At 52.3% G+C, this 24133-nt stretch carries 21 protein-coding genes; 16 read left to right on the top strand and 5 right to left on the bottom strand.

Annotated features, from left to right (window positions below):
- Window positions 1-12: 12 nt before the first annotated feature.
- From fhuA to hrpB, 3 genes are all read right to left on the bottom strand, one after another.
- Complete coding sequence (gene fhuA / locus NNO08_RS14465; protein ID WP_271442276.1) at window positions 13-2232, bottom strand: ferrichrome porin FhuA; 2220 nt, start codon at window positions 2230-2232, stop codon at window positions 13-15.
- 304 nt (window positions 2233-2536) lie between these two features.
- On the bottom strand, window positions 2537-5074 hold the full coding sequence (gene mrcB / locus NNO08_RS14460; protein ID WP_271456981.1) for a bifunctional glycosyl transferase/transpeptidase: 2538 nt from the start codon (window positions 5072-5074) through the stop codon (window positions 2537-2539).
- Between the two features lie 139 nt (window positions 5075-5213).
- Window positions 5214-7643: an ATP-dependent helicase HrpB gene (gene hrpB, locus NNO08_RS14455; protein ID WP_271442274.1), complete on the bottom strand. Its 2430-nt coding sequence runs from the start codon at window positions 7641-7643 to the stop codon at window positions 5214-5216.
- A gap of 73 nt (window positions 7644-7716) precedes the next feature.
- Between hrpB and thpR the strand changes: the two genes are divergently transcribed.
- The 16 genes from thpR to NNO08_RS14375 all read left to right on the top strand — a co-directional run bounded on the left by thpR (window position 7717) and on the right by NNO08_RS14375 (window position 22269).
- Complete coding sequence (gene thpR / locus NNO08_RS14450; RefSeq protein ID WP_271442273.1) at window positions 7717-8247, top strand: RNA 2',3'-cyclic phosphodiesterase; 531 nt, start codon at window positions 7717-7719, stop codon at window positions 8245-8247.
- 15 nt (window positions 8248-8262) lie between these two features.
- A complete protein-coding gene (gene sfsA, locus NNO08_RS14445; protein WP_271442272.1) occupies window positions 8263-8967 on the top strand; it encodes a DNA/RNA nuclease SfsA in 705 nt (234 codons plus the stop codon).
- Window positions 8968-9144: 177 nt separating this feature from the next.
- Window positions 9145-9600, top strand: coding sequence for an RNA polymerase-binding protein DksA (gene dksA / locus NNO08_RS14440; protein ID WP_003829221.1), 456 nt, complete (start codon window positions 9145-9147; stop codon window positions 9598-9600).
- A gap of 96 nt (window positions 9601-9696) precedes the next feature.
- Window positions 9697-10593, top strand: coding sequence for a tRNA glutamyl-Q(34) synthetase GluQRS (gene gluQRS, locus NNO08_RS14435; RefSeq protein ID WP_271456980.1), 897 nt, complete (start codon window positions 9697-9699; stop codon window positions 10591-10593).
- Window positions 10594-10664: 71 nt separating this feature from the next.
- The gene (pcnB, locus tag NNO08_RS14430) at window positions 10665-12059 is read left to right on the top strand and encodes a polynucleotide adenylyltransferase PcnB (protein WP_212734722.1); all 1395 of its coding nucleotides are present in this window, start codon (window positions 10665-10667) and stop codon (window positions 12057-12059) included.
- A gap of 51 nt (window positions 12060-12110) precedes the next feature.
- Window positions 12111-12602: a 2-amino-4-hydroxy-6-hydroxymethyldihydropteridine diphosphokinase gene (folK, locus tag NNO08_RS14425; protein ID WP_271450071.1), complete on the top strand. Its 492-nt coding sequence runs from the start codon at window positions 12111-12113 to the stop codon at window positions 12600-12602.
- 120 nt (window positions 12603-12722) lie between these two features.
- Window positions 12723-13514, top strand: a complete 792-nt coding sequence (gene panB / locus NNO08_RS14420; RefSeq protein WP_137383692.1) for a 3-methyl-2-oxobutanoate hydroxymethyltransferase — start codon at window positions 12723-12725, stop codon at window positions 13512-13514.
- A 125-nt stretch (window positions 13515-13639) separates the two neighbouring features.
- Window positions 13640-14494: a pantoate--beta-alanine ligase gene (panC, locus tag NNO08_RS14415; RefSeq protein WP_271456979.1), complete on the top strand. Its 855-nt coding sequence runs from the start codon at window positions 13640-13642 to the stop codon at window positions 14492-14494.
- A gap of 96 nt (window positions 14495-14590) precedes the next feature.
- A complete protein-coding gene (panD, locus tag NNO08_RS14410; protein ID WP_023178331.1) occupies window positions 14591-14971 on the top strand; it encodes an aspartate 1-decarboxylase in 381 nt (126 codons plus the stop codon).
- A 358-nt stretch (window positions 14972-15329) separates the two neighbouring features.
- Entirely contained in the window at window positions 15330-15914 is a 585-nt protein-coding gene (locus tag NNO08_RS14405) for a fimbrial protein (RefSeq protein ID WP_442870784.1), read from the top strand.
- Between the two features lie 60 nt (window positions 15915-15974).
- Entirely contained in the window at window positions 15975-16709 is a 735-nt protein-coding gene (locus tag NNO08_RS14400) for a fimbrial chaperone (RefSeq protein ID WP_271449992.1), read from the top strand.
- Between the two features lie 57 nt (window positions 16710-16766).
- Window positions 16767-19343, top strand: a complete 2577-nt coding sequence (locus tag NNO08_RS14395; protein ID WP_271456995.1) for an outer membrane usher protein — start codon at window positions 16767-16769, stop codon at window positions 19341-19343.
- A gap of 18 nt (window positions 19344-19361) precedes the next feature.
- Window positions 19362-19937, top strand: coding sequence for a fimbrial protein (locus tag NNO08_RS14390; RefSeq protein WP_271456978.1), 576 nt, complete (start codon window positions 19362-19364; stop codon window positions 19935-19937).
- A gap of 17 nt (window positions 19938-19954) precedes the next feature.
- Window positions 19955-20521 carry a fimbrial protein gene (locus NNO08_RS14385; RefSeq protein ID WP_271456977.1) on the top strand — a complete coding sequence of 189 codons (567 nt, stop codon included), beginning with the start codon at window positions 19955-19957 and terminating at the stop codon, window positions 20519-20521.
- 18 nt (window positions 20522-20539) lie between these two features.
- Entirely contained in the window at window positions 20540-21136 is a 597-nt protein-coding gene (locus NNO08_RS14380; protein WP_271456976.1) for a fimbrial-like protein, read from the top strand.
- 23 nt (window positions 21137-21159) lie between these two features.
- The gene (locus NNO08_RS14375) at window positions 21160-22269 is read left to right on the top strand and encodes a fimbrial protein (RefSeq protein ID WP_271456975.1); all 1110 of its coding nucleotides are present in this window, start codon (window positions 21160-21162) and stop codon (window positions 22267-22269) included.
- Between the two features lies 1 nt (window position 22270).
- Here NNO08_RS14375 and NNO08_RS14370 read toward each other — a convergent pair whose 3' ends face one another.
- Both NNO08_RS14370 and NNO08_RS14365 read right to left on the bottom strand, forming a co-directional pair.
- Complete coding sequence (locus NNO08_RS14370) at window positions 22271-23500, bottom strand: polysaccharide deacetylase family protein (protein ID WP_271456974.1); 1230 nt, start codon at window positions 23498-23500, stop codon at window positions 22271-22273.
- Window positions 23501-23561: 61 nt separating this feature from the next.
- Entirely contained in the window at window positions 23562-24002 is a 441-nt protein-coding gene (locus NNO08_RS14365; protein WP_271456994.1) for a PTS sugar transporter subunit IIA, read from the bottom strand.
- Between the last annotated feature and the right edge of the window lie 131 nt (window positions 24003-24133).

Genomic DNA, 24133 nt, shown 5'->3' with positions numbered 1-24133 from the left:
CCCAAAGAGAAATTAGAAACGGAAGGTTGCTGTTGCAACGACCTGACGTTCTGCGCCCCAGTAACATGCGTATTCGCTATAGCAACTGGAAACATATTCACGATTAAACAGGTTGTTGACGTTTACGGCAACGGACGAACCCGCCATACCGAAACGGGCCAGATCGTATTTCACCATGGCATCAGCAACGGTATAACCGCCCACATTAAACGAATCGTTTTTCTTCCCTGCAGCAGTATCGTTTTTGTAGTAACTCACCGTTGAACCGGTATAACGCACGCCAGCCCCAATGGTCAAACCACTCAGTGCTGATTCATAGAACGTGTAATCGGTCCATAACGAAGCCTGATTACGTGGTACTTCCGCCGGTCGTTGACCTTTAAAGATAGTGTCTTCGGTATATTCCGCATCCGTGTAGCTGTAAGCCGCCGTAACGTTAATATTGGCATTTACGGCTGCTTTTGCTTCCAGTTCAATGCCGCGTGAACGAATCTCCCCAGTCTGGACGCTGTACAGACCCGTAGGATCGTTCGGGTCCGCCGTCAGGTTTTTATCTTTCGTCAGCTGGTACACAGCCGCCGTCAGTACAACTGGCATATCCTTCGGAACATACTTCACACCGGCTTCGTACTGCTTACCACGCGACGGATCGAACGGTTTGCCTTCTTTCGTTGAACCGGATGTCGGTTCAAACGATTCGCTGTAGCTGAAGTACGGAGAAATACCATTGTCAAACAGATAGTTAACACCACCACGCCAGGTAAACTGCTGATCGTTCACTTCGGCCAGTGAATTACTGGAGCGGGTCAACGTGGAGGTGGTTGCAAAATCATAGCGGCCGCCCAACGTCAGCACCCACTTATCCCATTCCATCTGGTCCTGGGCGTAGAGTCCGGTCTGTTCCATACGGTTTAACACGGCGTACTTAGCATACGGTCCGCTGACATCAATATTCGGGTTACCGTACTGAGGGTTCTGCATATTTAATGGATCAGCATCGCCATACAGCGCATTGACATCGTTACGCATACGCGAGTAATCAACACCGGTCAGCAGAGTATGTGCAACATCACCGGTGGCAAAAGCAGACTGGAGCTGGGTATCAACGGTAAATGCATTGAGATCTTCATCAGAACGAACGTATTTACGGATAATCTCACCAGGCTGACTATAGCCAAAACCATATACAGAACGGTAGAGCGTTTTCACCTTGTCATAACGCAGGTTCTGGCGCACGGTGAAGGTGTCGTTAAAGGCATGCGAGAAGTTGTAGCCAACCATCTGCTGGCGGCGAGCCATCTTGTTATCCGCTTCACCTTCATTGAAATCAGTCGGCAGCTTGTGCGGATTACCATTTGCATCGTAATACGGAACAAGCGTACCTTCACGCGGCAACCAGCCATAATAACCCGCGTACGGATCGTTCTGGAAATTACTCAGGAAGGTGAAATCTGTTTTATCATCAGGGCGCCAGCTAAACGCAGGTGCAACTGCGTAGCGCGTTGATTTTGACATCTCCTGCTGAGAGTTCTGGCTATTACCCAACCCCGTTAAACGGTATGACCACACGCCGTCATCATCAATAGCATCGCTAAAATCGAAACCAGTTTGCCAGAGGTTGTTCGTCCCCATTTTAAACTGCACTTCTTTCAGGGGTTCTGTTGTCGGACGTTTGCTCACCATACTGACGATGCCGCCAGGGTTGCTGTTGCCGTACAGCACTGAAGTCGGCCCGCGCATCACTTCTACGCGTTCCAGAAAATACGGGTCCATAGATACTTCAGAGTAGTTATTACCCTGAAGTTTCATGCCATCAAGATACTGGTTGGTGTTGACCGTGGTTGGAGAGGTAAAACCACGAATCGTCACTACATCATAGGTGGAAGAGCTACCACGGGTAGCAAAAACACCGGGTGTATAAGCAATGGCTTCTTTTACTGTAGCCGGTTGCTTGGTATCCATCTCTTCACGCGTCACAACCGAAACAGACTGCGGGGTCTTTTCGATAGGCGTATCAGTTTTGGTGGCAGTGGCGGAACGCTTCGCGGCAATCGTCGGCGAAGGTCCCCATGCGCTTTCTTGTGCGGCAGGTGCTGCGGTTACGGTGATTGTTTCTTCTTTCGGTTGAACCGCCGCCTGTGCATACACAGACATGCCGCTAACCGCTGTGGCTACCACGACTGCAATTTTGCGCAGTGAGGAGTTTGGCTGAGCAGTTTTAAGACGCGCCATTGGTATTTCTCTGATGAAAGTGAATGATAACGTAAACGAGAATTATTATTATAACGAGAGCATAATATTCGAAACGCTGTTGCGATCGCAAGCAATACGCGACCCTACTAAAACTAAGGGGTTAAGAAATAACCAGATGAAAAGAAAGGGTTAATAAATTAGGCTGAAATGTTTTAACGGAAGGCGTACCGGATAGCGGCATGCTGCTCAAATTCCGTAGGCCTGATAAGCGCAGCGCCATCAGGCAAAACAAAGCCGAGTGGCGCCAAAGAAAAACCCGCCGAAGCGGGTTTTTAGGTAGGCATTAGTTGCTGCCAAACATATCCTTGATCCAACCTGCAACGCCGTCGCTGTCTTTCTTCTCCTGCTGCGGCGGTTGTTGTTGCTGCTGCTGTTGAGGCTGCGACTGCGTTGATTGATCGAACGGATTACCTGACTGCTGCTGCATCTCACCTTGCTGACACAACGAGTCCGGATCGGTAGTCCACACTGGCAGCGTACGCATACCGCCACTGCACACGAAGTTACCGTCGTAATCGACACCCATATCAACAATATCTTCCGGCGGCGTCAGCACCAGCGGGGTTGGTGTCTGGTTCGCCAGATAACGCTGATAAATCGACATCGCCCCGCTGGCACCGTACAACTTGGTTGGCTGGTTGTTATCGCGGCCTACCCAGGTAATCGTCACCTGGCTGCCATCGATACCGGCAAACCAGGTATCCACGTTGTTGTTGGTGGTCCCGGTTTTCCCTGCCAGGTGCAGCCCTGGGTACTTCGCGCCCAGTTGACGACCCGTACCGCGTTGAACCACCTGTTGCATGGTCCACAGCGTCATATAGGCCGCCTGCGCCGGAACGGCGCGCTCTGCCTGCGGGAAGCTTTGATACAGCACGGTCCCATCTTCAGCAATGACCGAACGCAGTGCTGATAATGGCGCACGGTTACCCCCGCTGGCGATGGTCTGGAACGCCTGCGCCACTTCAATTGGCGTCAGGTTCAACGCCCCCAGCAGCATCGCCGGAACCGGATTGAGCTGATCTTTCGGTGCGCCCAGCTTCGTCCAGGTGTCGGTTACTGCAGGCAGGCCCAGCGCCATCCCCAGATTGACCGTCGGGACGTTCATTGAACGCGTTAACGCATCCACCAGCATCACTTTACCGCTTTCGCTATAGCGACGGTCATCGTTCTGCGGTGACCACACCTGGCCGTTCGGCTGGCGCAGCGCAATCGGCGCATCGGCTATCCAGGTATTCAGGCGATACAGCTTCGGCTGGCTCAGCGCCGTCAGATAGGTTGCCGGTTTTGCCAGAGAACCGATGGAACGACGGGCCTGCATCGCGCGGTTATAGCCCGCAAACTGCGGCTCAGCGCCGCCGACCATAGCACGAACCTCGCCGCTAAAGCGGTCAACGACCACAATCGCGGTTTCCAGATCGCTCAGCTTGCGCTGTTTCTTCAGCACCGGAATGCCTTCCACCGCCGCTTTTTCTGCCGCATCCTGCGCCACGGAATCAAAGGTGGTGAAAATTTTCACACCGGAGAGATCTTTGACTTTATCGCCCAGCTTTGCCTGTAGCTCCTGGCGAACCATCTGCATAAACGCTGGCTGTGGTGAAATCACTCCGCCACGCGGCTGCACGCCTAACGGGCGCGCACTCAGCATGTCATACAGATCCTGATCGATAATCTGCTGCTGTTGCAGCAGGCGCAGCACCAGATTACGACGTTCCAGCGCCAGCTTCGGATTACGCCATGGGTTGTAGATTGACGCACCTTTCACCATCCCCACCAACAGCGCCTGCTGGTCAAGACTCAACTCCTCTACCGGACGGCCAAAATAATACAGGCTCGCCAGCGGGAAGCCACGGATCTCGTTATCACCGCTCTGACCGAGGTACACCTCGTTCATATACAGTTCAAGAATGCGGTCTTTGCTGTAGCGCGCATCCATGATCAGCGCCATGTAGGCTTCGTTCGCTTTACGCCAGTACGAGCGCTCGCTGGACAGGAACAGGTTTTTGACCAACTGTTGAGTCAACGTACTGGCCCCCTGCACCGTACGACCAGCCGTCAGGTTCGCCAGCACTGCACGTCCGATGGAATAGAGGCTGATACCGTCGTGCTCATAGAAATGGCGGTCTTCGGTCGCCAGCAGCGTATCGACCAACAAATCCGGGAAGCCGCTGCGCGGAACGAACAGACGCTGCTCACCGTTAGGGGAAGAGAGCATGGTGATCAAACGCGGATCGAGACGGAAGAAACCGAACTGGCGGTTGTTATCCATATTCTCAATGGTATCCAGATGATCGCCATCAAAGGTCAGACGCGCACGCACCTGCCCTTCTTTACTGTCCGGGAAGTCAAACGGACGGCGGATCATCTCAATGCTCTTCGCCTGCACGGTGAATTCGCCAGGGCGCGTCATTTTCGTCACCTGACGGTACTGTGTCGCCTCCAGCAGTTTCACCATCTCGTTCTTGCCGATGGGCATTTCTGGCTCAAGGTTAACCATCCGGCCATAAACAGCCGCGGGCAGTTGCCAGACTTTGCCATCGATACGGCTGCGAATTTTTTGGTCCAGGTACACGCCATATATCGCGATCAGCACCAAAAAGACGATCGACAGTTTTACCAGCAGCCAGAACCAGCCACGCTTACCACGAGGCTTACGCCCTTTGCCTTTACCCTTACGCGGCATCGGTTCTTCATCCTCATAGTCATCATCATCATAATCGTCGTCATACTCGTCATCTCTGAGTTGACGACGGCTCACCTTTTGTTTCGCCGGACGTGACGGTTTCCCTTTACGTCCAATTGGCTCGCGGTCATTCCCCGCCATGCTTTTTCTCCGCAACATTCAGGCGCAAGGGCCCGATTCTCTGTTCTTCCGTCCTGCGACAGAAGAAGAAATCTCTCAATTTTCTGCTGTATTTATGCCGGATGGCGGCGTAAAACGCCTTATCCGGCCTACCGTTTCATTACGAATACTTTTTGGTCCGCCGCGTTGGCGCGGTATTCGCCGGATCGTCCGGCCAGACGTGCTTGGGATAACGCCCTTTCATCTCTTTTTGTACCTCACGGTACGACCCTTTCCAGAACGCGCTCAGATCGCTTGTGACCTGCAGCGGTCGCTGGGCCGGAGAAAGCAGTTCCAGCACCAACGGCACACGCCCCTCGGCGATGGTTGGCGTATTCGCTTCGCCAAACATTTCCTGCATCCTGACCGCCAACACCGGGGGATTATCCTCGTGATAGCGAATGGCTATCCGGCTTCCCGTCGGCACAGTGTAATGCGCCGGCAGCGAACTCTCCAGACGTTGCAGCATTGACCAGTCCAGTAAACCGCGCAATGCCTGAGCCACATTTAATGCTTTGAGTGCGCGTAAAGAGTGCACACCGCTCATATGCGGCAATAGCCAGCTCTCCAGCGTCGACAGCAGCGAGGCATCATCGACAGCAGGCCAACCGTACTCCGGCAACCAGTTTGCCGCGCATTGCAGACGCAACCGAAACTGTTCAGCCTCAGGCGTCCAGTTGAGCACACTTAGGCCTTTATCGCGAATTCCGTTCAACATGGCCTGATGCAACTCGTCTTCCGAAGGTTTAGCCAGCGGCTGTACTTTAACTGTCAGTTGACCAATGCGCATTCGGCGCAGCGCTTTCAGCGTCCCCTGGGTTTCATCCCATTCGATGGTATCTGACTGTCGCAGCAGCTCAGGACACGTCTGTATTAATCTGTCGATATCCAGCGGCAAAGACAGCAAAATACGAGCATCCGGCGAGGCACTACCCTGTAGCAACAGCGGCGCGATAAGCCACTCATGGCGCGCCGATGCATCATCAGCATCCAGCATTGCCCCCATCCCGTTCGCCAGTTGATATCGCCCTTCCTGACCACGACGCCGGGCAATACGATCGGCAAACGCCTGCGCCAGTAAAGGTGCTAACCGTTCGCTATCAGGCTGGCCTCCACGCACATTCAGGCGCTTCAGTAGCTGCTGGCTACGCAGTTGCCAGGCGGGCTGGTGGCGTGAAAATGCTGTTGCCAGATCGGTACTTCCACCGCGCGGTGGTTCTTCCAGAATTGCCGCCAGCTTTGCTGCCGTTGCCGCTTCATCGTCATTGTTAGCACTGACTAGCATTGCTGCTAAGCGGGGATCGTTGCCCAGGGCCGCCATTTTTTGTCCGGTGGCACTGAGTCTGTCCCCCTCCAGTGCGCCCAGCATCTGTAACAAACGCGTTGCCGCCTGCATATTTACGACTGGCGGCCTATCCAGCCAGCTTAACTGTGCGGGATCGGTGCATCCCCATTGCAACAGTTCCATCAGCAGGCCGGACAGGTCGCTTTGTACGATTTCCGGCTCGCCTTGCGGCGCAGCCCTTTCTGCCTGCTCTTTGGCCAGCAGATGCAGACAAATACCGGGTTCCAGACGGCCTGCTCGCCCTGCACGTTGGGTCATTGAGGCCTGGCTAATGCGTTGGGTAATCAGTCGCGTTAATCCCGTGCGTGCATCAAAACGCGCCACACGCTCCTGAGCGCAGTCCACCACCAGACGGATACCTTCAATGGTTAAGCTGGTTTCAGCAATATTGGTTGCCAGCACGACTTTACGTCGCCCCGCTGGAGCAGGCAAAATGGCCTGTCGCTGCTCGGTCAGCGATAATGCGCCATACAGCGGGCACAGCAAGATATCGCTGCCCACGCGGCCTGCCAATTGCTCCTGCACACGCAGGATCTCCCCCACGCCGGGTAAAAATAGCAGCAACGAGCCACTCTCGTTACGCAGCAACTCCGCGGTGGCAATGGCAACCGCTTCGTCAAAACGTAAATGCGTCGCCAGGGGCTGGTAGCGCCGTTCAACAGGAAACGCACGTCCTTCGGAAACAAGGGTAGGCGCTTCAGGCAACAGCTGTTGTAAACGCCCGTTGTCCAGTGTGGCTGACATAATCAGCAGTTTTAAATCATCCCGCAGGCCTTGCTGCACGTCCAACAGGAGCGCCAGTGCCAGATCCGCCTGCAGGCTGCGCTCGTGAAATTCATCAAGGATCACCAGACCAACCCCCTGCAATTCTGGATCGCGTTGGATCATGCGCGTGAGCACACCTTCTGTGACCACTTCAAGCCGGGTTTGCGGCCCAATGCAGCTTTGCGCGCGCATGCGGTAACCCACGGTTTCGCCGGGCTTTTCGTTTAGCGACTCCGCCAGTCGTTGTGCCACATTGCGAGCCGCCAGACGACGCGGTTCCAGCAGGATAATGCGCCCCGAAATCCCCTGATGCTTCAGAAACTGCAGCGGCAGCCAGGTCGATTTCCCGGCCCCCGTCGGCGCAGTCAGCAGGACCTGCGGTGAGGCATCAAGGGCAGTAAGCAGTTCAGGCACTATGGCGGCAACGGGCAACGACGTCACAAATGACTCCAGAGGGTTAACATTCTTCGCGCTGCATTGTAGCATCGCGTTAATTCATAACCGAGTATCCATCATGTCTGAGCCAAAACGGCTGTTCTTTGCCATTGAATTGCCTACTGAGGTTCGGGAGCAGCTCATCCACTGGCGAGCCGCACAATTTCCACCGGAAGCGGGCCGCCCTGTCGCCGCGGACAATCTGCACCTGACGCTGGCTTTTTTAGGGGATGTCAGTGCGGAGAAACAGCAGGCGCTATCACAGCTGGCCGGACGCATTCGCCAGCCGTCGTTTACGCTCAGGCTGGACGATGCAGGGCAATGGCTGCGTTCGCGTGTGGTATGGCTGGGAATGCGCCAGCCGCCACGTGGGCTATTGCAACTGGCCAACATGCTGCGAGCACAGGCCGCACGCAGCGGATGCTACCAAAGCCCGCAGCCCTTTCACCCGCATATCACGCTCTTGCGCGATGCCAGCCATGCAGTCGCCATCCCGCCCCCCGGTTTTTGCTGGTCATTTCCGGTTACGGAGTTTGCGCTTTACGCCTCGTCATTTGAGCGAGGACGCACTCGCTACTCAACCTTGCAACGCTGGGCGCTGAGCAAGTAATCAAGGGTATTATTCATGCAATTTTCTCCCCCTTTACAACGCGCTACGCTAATTCAGCGCTATAAACGTTTTTTAGCGGATGTGATCACACCTGATGGCACAACCTTGACGCTACACTGCCCAAATACCGGAGCAATGACCGGATGCGCAACCCCTGGTGATACCGTCTGGTATTCAACATCAGAAAATACTAAACGGAAATATCCACATACATGGGAATTAACGCAAACCGGATCTGATGCTTTTATTTGTGTTAACACGCTATGGGCCAATCGCTTAACGAAAGAGGCGATTCAGAATGAACTCATTGCGGAGCTTTCTGGCTACAGTGTGTTGAAAAGTGAAGTAAAATACGGCGCAGAAGGCAGTCGTATTGATTTTTTGTTACAGGCAGATTCCCGGACTGACTGCTATATTGAAGTAAAATCAGTCACGTTGGCGGAAAAAGAGTATGGTTATTTTCCCGATGCCATCACTGAACGAGGTCAGAAACATCTTCGGGAATTGATGAGCGTAGCGGCTGAAGGTAAACGTGCAGTCATATTTTTCGCGGTACTACATTCAGCCATTACACGGTTTTCACCCGCGCGCCATATCGATGCAAAATATGCGCAGTTATTAGTCGAAGCACAGCTAAAGGGGGTCGAAATTCTGGTTTATAAAGCGGAACTTTCTGCCCATGGTATGACTCTTAAAGAACCGTTGCCCATTGCCTTATAATGGTGTGAACAACGGGTTAATTAGTATTCTGGCCGCGTGCGCAAATACGCTTTTCCTCACAGGGTTGTCAAGTGTTACGTATAGATAATTGCTATCCGGAAAAGCATCTGCTATTTATAGCGACCTGATTTTTCCCCCGAACATGGGGATCGATAGTGCGTGTTAAGGAGAAGCAACATGCAAGAAGGGCAAAACCGTAAAACATCGTCCCTGAGTATTCTCGCCATCGCTGGGGTGGAGCCGTACCAGGAGAAACCGGGCGAAGAGTATATGAACGAAGCCCAGCTGTCGCACTTCAGGCGTATTCTTGAAGCATGGCGTAATCAACTCAGGGATGAAGTCGATCGCACTGTGACTCATATGCAGGACGAAGCGGCTAACTTCCCTGATCCGGTTGACCGTGCCGCACAGGAAGAAGAATTCAGCCTTGAGCTGCGTAACCGTGACCGTGAGCGCAAACTGATCAAAAAGATCGAGAAGACGCTGAAGAAAGTAGAAGACGAAGATTTCGGCTACTGCGAATCATGCGGCGTAGAAATTGGTATTCGTCGTCTGGAAGCCCGTCCAACAGCCGATCTGTGCATCGACTGCAAAACGCTGGCAGAAATTCGCGAAAAACAGATGGCGGGTTAATCCCGTAGGCTGTTGCATGCCGGATAGCATTACGCTAATCCGACAATACCTGGGCGGGAGTTTCTCCCGCCTTATTCTTTTATATTATCCATCGACATGACAGACAAACCCTATATTGGCCGTTTTGCCCCTTCACCTTCCGGTGAACTGCATTTTGGTTCCCTGGTAGCCGCCCTCGGCAGTTATCTGCAGGCCCGTGCACAACGTGGAATCTGGCGGGTACGAATTGAAGATATCGATCCCCCTCGTGAAGTTCCCGGTGCTGCAGAGACGATTCTGCGTCAGCTGGAACATTACGGGCTGCACTGGGATGGCGAAATCGTGTGGCAGTCGCAACGCCATGACGCCTACCGTGAGGCACTGGCCTGGTTACAACAACAAGATTTAAGCTACTACTGCACCTGTACACGCGCCCGTATTCAGCGTATTGGCGGGATTTACGACGGTCATTGCCGCGCGTTACGCCACGGGCCGGAAAATGCAGCGGTACGCATCAAGCAACAGCATCCCGTCTTACACTTTAACGACCTGCTGCGCGGCAACATTCACGCCGACCCAGAGCTTGCTCGGGAAGACTTTATTATCCACCGACGCGACGGACTGTTTGCTTATAACCTTGCGGTGGTGGTTGATGACCACTTCCAGGGGGTAACTGAGATTGTACGCGGTGCAGATCTCATCGAACCGACTGTACGCCAAATTTCGTTGTATCAGCAGTTCGGCTGGCAAGTACCGGACTATATTCATCTGCCGTTGGCGCTCAACGAGCAAGGCGCTAAACTTTCTAAGCAGAATCATGCGCCTGCCCTACCGCACAGCGATCCACGCCCGATTCTCATCAAGGCGTTGCGTTTCCTCGGTCAGAGCACTGCAATACCGTGGCAAGCGCTGAGTGTGGAAGAATTACTGCAAACTGCGGTGCAAAATTGGACGCTTTCGACTGTGCCGGGTTCAGTGAATGTAAATCCGGCATTCTCAAATGACTCATGCTGAGCTATGATTAGCCGCGATTTTTACACAGCAACACTTGTTCTGACTGAAGTTTGACACTACCGAGGTGCACTATTTTTACCCGAGTCGCTAATTTTTGCCGCAAGGTGCTAAGCCGCGAGGAGCGCGAGGCCGAGCTTGCCGTCGCCCGTCCGCATATGACGGTAATCCCGCGTGAGCAGCACTCTATCTCCCGCAAAGATATCAGTGAAAATGCCCTGAAGGTAATGTACAGGCTTAATAAGGCTGGATACGAGGCATGGCTGGTTGGCGGTGGCGTGCGCGACCTTTTGCTGGGCAAAAAACCGAAAGACTTTGATGTCACCACTAACGCGACACCGGATCAGGTACGGAAGTTGTTTCGCAACTGCCGCCTGGTTGGGCGTCGTTTCCGTCTGGCTCACGTCATGTTTGGCCCGGAAATTATCGAAGTCGCGACTTTTCGTGGTCATCATGAAGGCAGCGAAGCCGATCGTGCAACGTCACAGCGTGGGCAAAACGGAATGCTGTTGCGCGACAACATCTTCGGTTCCATCGAAGAAGATGCCCAACGCCGCGATTTCACCATCAACAGCCTCTACTATAGCGTGGCTGATTTCACCGTTCGTGATTACGTGGGTGGAATGCAGGATCTGGAAGACGGCATCATCCGTCTGATTGGCAATCCTGAAACGCGCTATCGTGAAGATCCCGTGCGTATGCTGCGCGCGGTACGCTTTGCAGCCAAGCTTGATATGCGTATCAGCCCGGAAACCGCAGAGCCGATCCCACGCCTGGCAACACTGCTGAACGATATTCCTCCTGCACGCCTGTTTGAAGAAGCACTCAAGCTGTTACAGGCTGGCTACGGTTATGAAACCTATAAAAAACTGCGTGAGTACAGCCTGTTCCAGCCGCTGTTCCCAACCATCACCCGCTATTTCACCGAAGACGGTGACAGCGCGATGGAACGCATCATTGCCCAGGTACTAAAGAATACCGACACCCGTATCCACAATGATATGCGCGTGAACCCGGCCTTCTTGTTTGCGGCGATGTTCTGGTATCCGTTGCTGGAAACCGCGCAGAAAATTGCCCAGGAAAGCGGTCTGGCCTATTACGACGCCTTCGCGCTGGCCATGAACGACGTGCTGGATGAAGCCTGTCGTTCACTGGCTATCCCGAAACGCCTGACGTCGCTCACCCGTGATATCTGGCAGCTTCAGTTACGCATGTCCCGTCGTCAGGGTAAGCGCGCCTGGAAGCTGATGGAGCATCCAAAATTCCGCGCAGCCTACGACTTGTTGGCGCTGCGTGCCGAAGTGGAAAATAACGCCGAACTGCAGCGTCTGGCGCAGTGGTGGGGCGAATTCCAGGTGTCGGCTCCGCCAGAGCAAAAAGGCATGCTGAACGAGCTTGATGAAGAACCAGAACGTCGTCGTCATCGTCGTCCACGTAAGCGTGCGCCGCGCCGCGAAGGTTCCGCATGACCCATCACGTATACCCTACAAATTTCGAGTCGCATCAAGGCGGTGACACAGATGCAGCTTGAAAGACGACGGGTATATATCGCTCTCGGCAGTAATTTAGCCTCTCCTCTGGAGCAGGTTAATGCTGCCGTGCAAGCGATCGGTGAAATCCCGGACAGCCAAATTCTCGCCGTTTCTTCCTTTTACCGCACCCCGCCATTAGGCCCACAGGATCAGCCCGATTACCTGAATGCCGCCGTCGCGCTGGAAACCACCCTTGCAGCGGAAGAGTTACTTAATCACACTCAACGCATTGAGTTGCAGCAGGGCCGTGTGCGTAAAGCCGAGCGCTGGGGCCCGCGTACGCTGGACCTCGACATCATGCTGTTTGGTGATGAAGTGATTAACACCGAACGTCTGACCGTACCGCACTACGATATGAAAAACCGCGGCTTTATGCTGTGGCCACTTTTTGAAATCGCACCTGAACTGACCTTCCCGGACGGAACCCGCCTGCATCAACACCTCTCCCAACTCGGTGCGGCAAAACCTGCACACTGGTAAAGTAATCCTTCCCCTTTAGCGTTTACTGCTTTCGCGCCAAACGATTGCTTAAATCAATTGCCCCCCTGAATGTGACTGCTAGAATGCCGTTAAATATGACTTTCACCATCAGGATATGTTATGAAACCGACAACAATCTCATTGCTGCAAAAATACAAGCAAGAGAAGAAACGCTTCGCGACGATTACGGCCTACGACTACAGCTTCGCGAAACTCTTTGCCGACGAAGGTATCAATGTGATGCTGGTGGGTGATTCCCTGGGGATGACGATTCAGGGTCATGACTCTACCCTGCCGGTCACTGTTGACGATATTGCCTACCATACTCGCACTGTGCGTCGCGGGGCACCCAACTGCCTGCTGCTTTCCGATCTCCCGTTTATGGCCTACGCTACGCCAGAACAAACCTTTGCAAACGCGGCGGTTGTGATGCGCGCGGGTGCCAATATGGTCAAGATTGAAGGCGGCGCATGGTTGGTCGATACGGTGAGAATGCTGACTGAACGCGCGGTTCCGGTTTGCGGTCATCTGGGTCTGACCCCGCAGTCAGTCAACATTTTTGGCGGCTATAAGGTGCAAGGCCGTGGTGATGCCGGGCAAACGCTACTTGACGACGCACTGGCACTGGAAGCGGCTGGCGCTCAACTGCTGGTGCTGGAATGCGTGCCGGTTGAACTGGCAAAACGCATCACCGAAGCGCTATCCATTCCGGTGATCGGCATCGGCGCGGGCAACGTCACCGACGGTCAGATTTTAGTGATGCACGATGCGTTTGGCATTACCGGCGGTCATATTCCAAAATTCGCGAAAAATTTCCTTGCCGAAGCGGGCGACATGCGCGCTGCGGTGCGGCAGTATATTGCTGAGGTGGAATCCGGCGTTTACCCGGGCGAAGAACATAGCTTCCACTAAATTTTCTGACGAGATGTAGGCCTGATAAGCGTAGCGCCATCAGGCGGTTCGGCGCACGTTGCCGGATGGCGGCGCAAACAGCTTCTCTGGCCTACAGACCCTCAGGCAACTAAAGGAGTCAAGGTGTGCTAATTATTGAAACCCTGCCGCTGCTGCGCCAGCATATTCGCCGTCTGCGTCAGGAAGGTAAACGTGTGGCGCTGGTTCCCACCATGGGCAATCTACACGACGGCCACATGAAGCTGGTCGATGAAGCAAAAGCCCAGGCCGAAGTGGTCATCGTCAGCATTTTCGTCAACCCAATGCAATTCGACCGACCGGAAGATCTGGTGCGCTATCCGCGCACGCTGCAGGAAGACTGTGAAAAGCTGAACAAACGTAAAGTCGATTATATCTTTGCTCCAGCCGTTGAGGAAATCTACCCACAGGGGCTGGAAGGCCAGACGTACGTTGATGTTCCCGGCCTCTCTACCATGTTGGAAGGCGCCAGCCGTCCGGGCCACTTCCGTGGCGTTTCGACCATCGTCAGCAAACTGTTCAACCTGATCCAGCCGGATGTTGCCTGCTTTGGCGAAAAAGATTTCCAGCAGTTAGCATTGATCCGCAAAATGGTTGCGGATATGGGTTATGACATTGAGATCGTCGGTGTGCCTATTATTCGCGCCAAAGACGGCTTAGCCCTTAGCTCACGTAACGGATATCTGACGGCAGAGCAGCGTAAAATCGCCCCCGGCTTGTACAAAGTGATGAGCCGCATTGGCGAAAAATTACAGGCTGGCGAGCGCGATCTGGAAGAGATTATTGCTATTGCCGCGCAGGAGCTGAATGAAAAAGGTTTCCGCGCCGACGATATTCAGATCCGCGATGCCGACACACTGCTGGAACTGACTGAAAACAGCAAGCGTGCAGTGATTCTGGTCGCCGCATGGCTGGGCCAGGCACGGCTGATCGATAATCAAAGCGTTACATTAGCCCTGTAGACAGGGGTTAAAAATCGGGCAATACTGCCTGAGAAATTTCTCAAAGCGGGCCAGTTGTGCCTGCTTAGCCAAGGTAAACGACAGGGTATAGAAGTTATGATTCGCACCATGCTGCAAGGCAAGCTCCACCGCGTAAAAGTCACGCAGGCGGACCTGCATTACGAAGGCTCCTGCGCCATCGACCAGGATTTCCTTGATGCCTCCGGTATTCTGGAAAACGAAGCTATTGATATCTGGAACGTGACGAATGGGAAACGTTTCTCAACCTATGCGATTGCGGCTGAACGCGGCTCCAAAATCATCTCGGTGAATGGTGCGGCAGCGCACTGCGCTGAGGTTGGCGACATTGTGATTATCGCCAGCTTCGTCACCATGTCTGATGAAGAAGCTCGGACATGGCGCCCGAAAGTGGCCTACTTTGAAGGCGACAACGAAATGAAGCGTACCGCGAAAGCCATTCCGGTACAGGTTGCCTGATGCTAATTGCGGAGACCGCATGAGTCAGGTTGTCTCCGCACATTTATCACCAATGTAATACGGCAGCATAATATTTTTGATGCGGCTGTATAATATCTCATTTCCTTATCTATTGCGCACTGCCGCTACTCCATTGAATTAATCCTTTCCTCAAACAAGCCATAGCCTGCATTGAATGGACTGGAGGAGGCTCCCCACGTAATCTAGTAAGGTATACTCACCAAACATCAAATAAAACTTAATAATCTTTTTAGAAAATATAATGAAACAGGATTATTTTTCGTAAATATAATCGTAAGTGCACATAGAAAATTAAATGAATTAATTTTCCATCACCACTCATAAATGGATGTTATATATGATTTATAAAACAACTCTGGCCACCGCCTTCGCTGTAGCCACAATGGGTTCTCTTTCAGCCCAGGCTGTCGACATAGGTCTTATTACATTTGATGGCGCAGTCACGGATACGACCTGTACCATCACGACCAATGACGGCTTTGATACAAACGATGTCTACGTTCCGCTCCCCGTTGTAAAGAAAAGCGATGTTGAAGGCACAACCATCGATAAAGGGGTGGGTGAAAAAGAGTTCGAACTGAAACTCAGTAATTGCCCTGATGGGCTAACAAAAGCCTCCGCGGTCTTTACCTCACAGCAGTTTGCCGATCTCAGTAACGGTACGCTAAAAAACAATCCTGTCGTGTCTGGCCATGCTAACAACGTCAACCTGGCGCTCTACAACAACGCTAGCACGGATAAAACGCGTATTAACATCGGGCTCGCTGATAACAACTCTCAAACCGCAGATATCAGTACCGGTGAAGGCACCCTCGCCTATCGCGTGGCCTATGTCCCCAGTGCTGACTGGGTCAAAGGTACAACGGATATCACCTCTGGTAGCGTAAGCAGCACCGCAACCTTCACAATGACCTATCAATAATTATTTGATAAACAGGCGCTTAACTATCAGGAGAAGCGCCTTTGATATTTATGGATGAATATGATGAATCTCACTAAAACCGCCCAATCAGCGCTATTGTTTAGCGCGACCCTACTGACATCTCATGTCGCTCTCGCCGATATTGTGATTTCCGGCACCCGTGTTATCTATCCGGAATCAGCAAAAGACGTAACGGTGAATATGGAAAACCGCGGTAAAAAGCCGTTATTAGTGCAAACCTGGCTGGACGATGGCCGCGATACCACGAGCCCGCAGGAATTGAAGCTTCCCTTTGTCATCACACCACCAGTATCGCGCGTCGATGCCGGAAACGGTCAGACGGTACGTATTACCTGGCTTGGTCAACCTTTACCTCAGGACAGAGAAACCCTGTTCTGGTTTAACGTACTTGAGGTGCCATCAAAAGCCAAAAACGTTGAAACCCAGAATATGCTGCAACTGGCGTTCCGTACCCGTATCAAAATGTTCTTCCGCCCAAATGGATTGAAAAGCAGTCCTTCAACCGCAGCGGCACAGCTCACATGGTCTCAACAGCAGCAAAACAGCAAATCCGTTTTGGTTGCACACAACGATTCGCCCTATTACATCTCGCTGGCAAAAGTAACCGCTCAGTTAGGAGGCACACCCGAAGAGGTTGAGCCACACACTGTCGCGCCATTCAGCAGTCAGGCAATGGCATTAACGCATACCCGTTCGGCTAAAGTCGCAAAAATTACTTATGCATCGATTAATGATTTCGGAGGAGTAGAACAACACCAGGCAGTCATTAAATAACATAACAACCTGCCAGCAGAGCCTCTGCTGTTAGTAACTAATGGATTAGTGAAGAGATTGTTACTGCGCCGCTCTATTTACTGCATTTTTATCTATTTTGCTGCTCAGGCTCCATCCTATGCGGTCGATACCTCTACACCCCAATCTTCTGATGAAGATGTCGAATTCAACGATCTGTTCTTGTTTAACACTGGCAATAATATTGATGTTAGCCGCTTCTCAAAAGGCAATCCCATTATTCCAGGGACGTTCAAAACCCAACTGTCGCTAAACAAAAGAAAAAAGCTACTGACAGACTTTACCTTTAAGGACAATAACACGCCGCGAGCCACCCCCTGCTTTACTACCAAAATACTGATGCAGATAGGGATTAAAGCAGATGCAATTAAAGACAAATTGAAAGATAACGACGAAGAAACCTGCATTGATATCACCAGCGTCTTTCCCGGTATGAGTTGGAATTTTGACTCTGGTAATCAGGAGCTCAACCTTAATTCGCCGCAGATTTATATCGACAGTCACCCGAACGGCTATATTGATCCTTCGCTCTGGGATGATGGGATAGTCGCAGCCATGGTTTCATACGATCTCAACGCCTGGCGTAACCATAGCGCAAACAGCACGACAGAAACCGCCTATGCTGGACTAAAATATGGTCTGAATTTTGGGCCGTGGCGCCTGCGTTCGCGAGGCACCCTCAACTGGGATCAGGATAGCGGCGCCGACTACGCCAGTCAGGACATTTATCTACAGCGCGACCTTACAAGGCTACATTCGCAGTTGTTGCTTGGCGACTCCTATACGCGTGGCGATATATTTAACGCTTTCAACCTGCGCGGAATGCGTATTTATAACGATGACCGCATGCTGCCGGGCGGGATCTCCACGTATGCGCCCAGGATTCATGGTGTCGCCACCAGTAATGCTAAAGTCACCGTGACGCAAAGCGGCAATAAAATTTATGAAAGCACCGTCCCGCCGGGCGAATTCGAAATTAGCGACCTGAGCACCGTGGGCTACGGCAGCGATCTGGTAGTTACCGTCGAAGAATCCGACGGCAGCCAGCGAACCTTTTCCGTCCCCTACTCTTCCGTTAGCCAGCTCATTCGCCCCGGCAATGCCCGCTGGGATATTGGCTTGGGTGAGCTGAATGATAGCAATTTGAAGACACGGCCCAAAGTAGGCTACCTCTCCGGCTTTTACGGCTTAACGGATCTTGTCACGGGATACGCTGGCGCACAGTATGCCGATAACCATTATTTCTCCGGCCTGCTGGGGTTGGCCATCAATACACGGCTGGGCGCATTCTCATTCGATACCACCTATTCCGATGCTGATATCAGCGGCCTGGGCCCGTTAAGTGGCCAAAGCTATCGCCTCTCCTGGAGCAAGCTGATTGAGCCAACACGCACCTCTTTCAACGTCGCCGCCTACCGTTTTTCAACGGCAAACTATCTGACACTAAGCGATGCGGCCACGCTCACCGACGAAATTCAAAACAACACAGACAACAATAGTAACAGCACCTATGACAGCTATCAGCGGATGAAAAATCAGATACAGATTAACGTGAGCCAACCTTTGGCTGCGGAAAAAAAGGATTATGGTTCGCTTTATCTGACCGGAAGCTGGCAGAACTACTGGAATAGCAGCAGCACAACCTCCCAATATTCAGTAGGTTATAACAACTCATTCAGTCTTGGCAGCTACAGTATTTCATTGCAGCGCAGCTATAACGAATACGGCGAAAAAGACGATCGGCTGTATCTCAACCTCAGTATTCCGCTGGGGACGCTGTTTAACCACGGAGAATCCCCGGGCGGGTTCTCCAGCATCAACACCAGCCTGAGTTCCGACTTCAAAAAGAATTCAACGCTGAATACCAGCGCTAACGGCAATACCGAAGATTACCGCTTCAGCTATAGCATCAATGCCAGCACGACTCATGCTGATGGTAGCGACACCAGGCAAATCGGCGGATACGGTAGCTACAACAGCGCTTATGGCCCCTTAAGCCTTTCGGCCTCCGCAGCAGACAGGAGTAACCGCCAGACCTCCTTGAGCTACAGTGGCGGCATGCTGCTGCACGCCGGCGGACTCACGCTCGCCCCCGGCAGCATCGGCGACACCGATACGCTGGCGCTGGTCAGCGCTCCCGGCGCAGAGGGTGCGCATTTAACGACTGGTGATGGCGTTATCGACGGCTCTGGCTATGCCATCATGCCGTATTTATCTGCTTACCGGGAAAACACGATTGGTCTTGATATCTCTGACCTTGAATCCGACGTGGAGATTAAAAACACCAGTACAACCGCCGTACCGCGCAGCGGCGCCGTCATTCGTGTTGATTTTGAAACCGATCAGGGCCGCTCACTGCTGCTCGACCTGCACCGCTCAGACAACGGTTTTATTCCGCTTGGTGCAGACGTGCTCAATGAGCAAGGGCTTTCAATAGGCGCAGTCGGCCAGGCGGGGCAGGCTTATGTCCGCGGCGTGCAGGACAATGGCACGCTACGCGTCATATGGGGAAATACCGCCAACAGTAGTTGTACAGTGACATATCGCATTACGGAGTCTGCACAGAAAGTGGGATTAAGCATCATGCTAAATAACCAAATATGCCAGATGGAATAGTTTTTACAAGGAGTTTTTATGCAATCATCACGGTTCTTTTTACGTATTATCATCCTGCTAACGCTGTGCGTAAGCACGTCGGCTATGGCCAGCGGCACGCTCAATCTCGACCTGACATTAACCGCAACGCTTCGCGAGACAACCTGCGATATGACCCTTGAAGGCGGTAGCGGTGACGGCACAAACAATATTATTCCCATCGGCAGCGGCGGGATTACCCAACTGGATAAAATCATCAACGCCGACAGCTCCGCGACAACCGCGTTTAAGCTCAAAATCGTCGATTGCCCATCAAGCTTAACCAAACTGAAAACCACCATCACCGGTAACGTCTCCAGCATCCAGACGGCCATTGGCAATTCGGCGACCGATAATGCGGCCAGCAACGTTGGCGTCAGCATTGCCCGAGCCGTGACTCCCGATCAGCCTTTTGAAATAAACGCCACCGACGATGCCAAAAGCCTATTTTGGACATCAAGCGAAATCAGCGCCCAGGAGGTGCCATTAGTTGCCCGCCTCATGGAAACGGCAACCGGTAAAGGAACAACCGGTATTTTCAGCGCCATCGCAACGTTCAATTTTGAGTATGAATAACGGCAAGGAACCAAAAAATGAAAATATATACCCTGACATCTTTGATCGTCGCCACCTTACTCACCGCCGGTTACTCCACGGTGACGCTCGCGGACATCACCGGCACCACCAGCGTCCAGGCGACGTTCACATCAACGATTGAAGCCGGTACCTGCACAGCGCAAATCCAGAGTGCGGGCGGACAATCTATCAGTGAACTCGCTTTTGGTGACGTATTTAAATCCGATCTGGTTGCTCAGAGCCGCAGCGAAGCCTTCAAAATTGCCTTCAGCGATTGCGTAGGCGTTAAATCTGCCAGTATTCAGGCCACTTCCGGCAGCGGTGGCGGCTGTTCCGGCCCGGATTCTGACGGCGATTCTTTCTCGGCGGGCAACGCCACTGGTTTTGAAATCTGGAAGGGAGAAGCTGGCGCGGGCACGCTCTTAAGCTGCAATAGCAAACCCGCACAGAACATCACCATTAGCGATAGCAACGTCGATGTTGAGATGGATGCCCGGATCGTGATTGCCAAGGCACGCACTATCAGCGACGTGAAGGCTGGCAACATCAGAGCTCCGGTCACATTCCTGGTGACGTACCAATAGAAGATAAGGTAGGGAATCGTGTTATTCACGCTGAGTAAAAAAATACGTTCTATCTTCAGCCTTTCGGCGTGCCTGGCAGTCGCATGTGGTTGCCAGGCCGGTGACGCAAATCTGGAGATGACCCTCAGCGCCAATATTGTTGAAAACACCTGCCAGATCTCGGTTTCTGACAGTGGGCAGGTACATCTCCCCACCGTCGGAAAAGGTTGGTTTTATAACGCTGACGGCAGCTCACGTCTTGCCCCCACCGATGCGGCTGCGGGTACGGCCTTCTCAATAAAAGTGGAAAACTGCCCGGGAGATAATATTACGGTAAATTCACTGAACTTTAGTTTCCAGCCGCAAAACGGACAGTGGCCAACGGGCAGCAAGCAGGTGTTTATCAATGAGACCCCCGTGACAGCAAGCGGCGCGGATAACGTCGGCATCGTTATTTTCTCTACTGCGCACCACACTAACGTGCTCAATAGCGATGGCACATCTAACGTCACAATGAATATAGAGAACAGTGCCTGGGCCGCCGAGTATGAGTTCTATGCCCGGCTGCAAAATACGGGCCCGGTGAGTACAGGAAAAATTACCAGCAACGTACTGGTCAGCACCATTTATAACTAATTCAGGATGAAGGAAGGTTACTCATGTTTATCACACGGCGAACGCCAGTAAGGCATATTTATTTTCTGCTCGCCGCGCTGTTAATTACGGCGGGTCCAGCGCAAGCCGCTATTGAGTGTCGGTTTGGTAACGGCGGCGGCGGTACGACAACACTGGTGAATGGCATATCCTCAAATAATATCCGCTGGAGCCAGTCCAGTGGGCCCGGGTATTCAAATGATGAGGTATTGCTCGCCACAGTTAATTTAACGCTAAGCCCGTCTCTGCAATCCACCTGTAGCCTGGGTAACGATGGCGAGGTGTTGAAGGAAAAGGCAGATACAGCCTATGTTCACGCCGGGAGCGCGTATGATGACAGCGCAGCGTTGTATTACACCAATATTCCAGGTATCTACTTTACTGCCAAAATTTATTCTGACGCAGGCGGTGGTTTTTTCAAAAATACGGGAGTCACCACCGATGGCTGGGAAACTCTTGAAGCTGACCACGACGACGAACGCTGGAAAAACAAGACCTGGAAAGCGCTTATTCATATTTATCAGTACAACGCCGAGTTTGCCGGGAATACCAGCGGTATCGTCACATTAACGCCAAAAGCCAGCTTCTCGCTGGGACAAATGGCGATTGGCGACAGAACCGATAGCAATAACAAGCCCTGGACATTCAACGTTACCCCAACCAGCTTTCAAATCCCCATTACTACCACCACCTGCCAGACCGCAGCACTCAGCGATGGCTCAACCAATATCGACCTCGGTGACTATATGCTTGCCGATTTTAACCAGTCAGCACGTAGTCATGACGTTGCCGTACAGCTTAAGGGCTGCAATAACCTGTTTGGCGTTGATGTAAAAATCACCTCGAATAAAACCACGGGAAGCAGTAACGATCTACTGGGGAATACGCTCACCACCAACGCCGCCTCCGGCGTGGGCGTCAAGCTGATGTCCGGATCAAACACGTCATCTCAGTTTATCCCTAACTCATATGCCCAAACACATTACAACTTCAATACAGGCTCAAGCACCACCGCTAACGTGATCGATTTTACCGCTCAGTTGGTCAAAGACGGCAATACGATGAAGGCTGGAGAGTTCAAAGCCGCCGCCACCGTGTTGATGACCTACTACTGACCTACCCCTGCGGCTGATTGCTGATCAGCCGCGACATCGTTTCCAGTGAATCCGTTCTTAAAATATAAAGTCGTTTCAATAAGTACGGATTATCCCCCGGCTTCACCTTCCCTCTCACCGTGGTGACCGCCATGTGGAACCCTGCCTCTTTTGCCGCATTGACGGCTATTGCGTTATAGCCACCAAACGGATACGAAAGATAAATAACATGGGGATTAAACTGAGCAAGCGCCCGCCGCGAACGCGCAAAATCAAACAGAATATTGTGATAACTGCGACTCAGCAGGATTGGCCGGTGGTTGGCATCTACCCGGTGCAAAAAATGGGTATGTGACTGGAAGTCAAAAACATCCCTGATACCATTCAATTCAGAGAGACTCATAAACTGCAGCGATTTCGGGTCCCACTTCTGGGGATGGCGCTTAATACGCGACGAAATAATAAACGCTGTCGCTTTCATCCCGAACTGCCTGAGGACAGGATAAGCATAACGGCTGACCGACTTCAGGCCATCGTCGAACGTCAGCACAACAGCTCGTGCTGGCAGATTCATTTTATTCTGCACGTAGCCTTCCAGTTGATACATCGTCAACGTGGTGTAACCGCGATCCCGTAGCCAGGCCATTTGGTTACTGAACGCACGCACAGAGGTGGTCGTGGAGGTGTGGCGAAAACGAGTATTCTCTTCATCACGCAGAATATGATGGTAGGTCAACACAGGAATACCGTGGTCTTCCTGTGCATCCAGCGCGCTGATATAAGCCAGCCTGCCACCAATGCGAATCTGAAACCAGGTCTGATTGAGTCGGTCTTTAAGCTTACTAATTATGGGATAGCGCAGGTTGTCCGCCAGTACGCCAAACGGAGCACTCCCAACATCCGGGGCATTATAAACGGGTGTGTCTTTCCAGGTTATCAGGCTTTGATTGCTGAGCGGTTTGTTGAGGTCACCTAAACCATCGTCAACTTTCTGCCGCCCCTGAACAGGCTCCAGATGTCCCTTATCGATAAACCCGGTACCAAAGCCAAAGGTGAATTCATAGTAGTCAGCGGCAATTGGCTCTACTGAGAGGATTTGGCCGGCGCGTATATTCCCTACCGTCACCATTTTATTACCGATCTGCGCCCAAACGGCAGCCGCTTCAGTGGTTTGCATATAACGAGCAGGCAACGCCGCAGCAACGCTACCGGAGAACAGGAGCAACAAAACCAACAGAGCGCGCATCACCATATAAGATAACCGAGGCGAGAAACTTCGATTATTGTAGCAAAATCGCTATCAATACCAATGATTAACACGCATACAAATCATGCAGCAATACGAAAGGCGGATTTTTCTGTTGTTGATGCCAGAGGCTCGAGACGTCAGGCCCACCAAGCGTCACGATACGGTCACGAAAGGCAGAACTGCTCAAAGATTCCCGCGATATTAGCATTTGCTCCAGCAATGCGTAGCTGATACCGGAAATAACTTCACACTGGGGATGCTTATGACTCATCAACGAGGCGACACGGTACGGTGCAGCGCCAGCAATATCCGTCAGAAAGATGACGCCCTCACCGGAGTCTGTGGCATGCAAAGCATCGCACATCATACGGCTTAACATATTCGAACTGAGTCCACGCCAGAAGCTGACTGCCCGGCACTGTGCCTGTGGACCGTACTTTCTTTCCAGACGCTGCAGCATATCCTGTGCCTTATCGTCATGACAGGTAATTACCCAACCTAGCATCATCATCCCTCCTTTTGCTATAAACCATCCTGACACAGACAAACATGCTTGACAGTGATGGCGATCATCCTGGGTTAATTTATTTTTTTAACGCATGAAATAGCCATTCCCCTCATATTATTAATCGAATC

It is taken from the genome of Citrobacter sp. Igbk 17, assembly GCF_028069775.1.
Classification (GTDB): domain Bacteria; phylum Pseudomonadota; class Gammaproteobacteria; order Enterobacterales; family Enterobacteriaceae; genus Citrobacter.
The sequence above is the reverse complement of the archived record's forward strand: the minus strand, read 5'-3'. Positions and strand labels throughout refer to the sequence as shown.

Coding starts and splice junctions, on each gene's coding strand:
- fhuA (WP_271442276.1), bottom strand. CDS start 2,232: ATGGCGCGTCTTAAAACTGCTCAGCCAAACTCCTCACTGCGCAAAATT.
- mrcB (WP_271456981.1), bottom strand. CDS start 5,074: ATGGCGGGGAATGACCGCGAGCCAATTGGACGTAAAGGGAAACCGTCA.
- thpR (WP_271442273.1), top strand. CDS start 7,717: ATGTCTGAGCCAAAACGGCTGTTCTTTGCCATTGAATTGCCTACTGAG.
- sfsA (WP_271442272.1), top strand. CDS start 8,263: ATGCAATTTTCTCCCCCTTTACAACGCGCTACGCTAATTCAGCGCTAT.
- dksA (WP_003829221.1), top strand. CDS start 9,145: ATGCAAGAAGGGCAAAACCGTAAAACATCGTCCCTGAGTATTCTCGCC.
- gluQRS (WP_271456980.1), top strand. CDS start 9,697: ATGACAGACAAACCCTATATTGGCCGTTTTGCCCCTTCACCTTCCGGT.
- folK (WP_271450071.1), top strand. CDS start 12,111: ATGCAGCTTGAAAGACGACGGGTATATATCGCTCTCGGCAGTAATTTA.
- panB (WP_137383692.1), top strand. CDS start 12,723: ATGAAACCGACAACAATCTCATTGCTGCAAAAATACAAGCAAGAGAAG.
- panD (WP_023178331.1), top strand. CDS start 14,591: ATGATTCGCACCATGCTGCAAGGCAAGCTCCACCGCGTAAAAGTCACG.
- NNO08_RS14405 (WP_442870784.1), top strand. CDS start 15,330: ATGATTTATAAAACAACTCTGGCCACCGCCTTCGCTGTAGCCACAATG.
- NNO08_RS14400 (WP_271449992.1), top strand. CDS start 15,975: ATGATGAATCTCACTAAAACCGCCCAATCAGCGCTATTGTTTAGCGCG.
- NNO08_RS14390 (WP_271456978.1), top strand. CDS start 19,362: ATGCAATCATCACGGTTCTTTTTACGTATTATCATCCTGCTAACGCTG.
- NNO08_RS14385 (WP_271456977.1), top strand. CDS start 19,955: ATGAAAATATATACCCTGACATCTTTGATCGTCGCCACCTTACTCACC.
- NNO08_RS14375 (WP_271456975.1), top strand. CDS start 21,160: ATGTTTATCACACGGCGAACGCCAGTAAGGCATATTTATTTTCTGCTC.
- NNO08_RS14370 (WP_271456974.1), bottom strand. CDS start 23,500: ATGGTGATGCGCGCTCTGTTGGTTTTGTTGCTCCTGTTCTCCGGTAGC.
- NNO08_RS14365 (WP_271456994.1), bottom strand. CDS start 24,002: ATGCTAGGTTGGGTAATTACCTGTCATGACGATAAGGCACAGGATATG.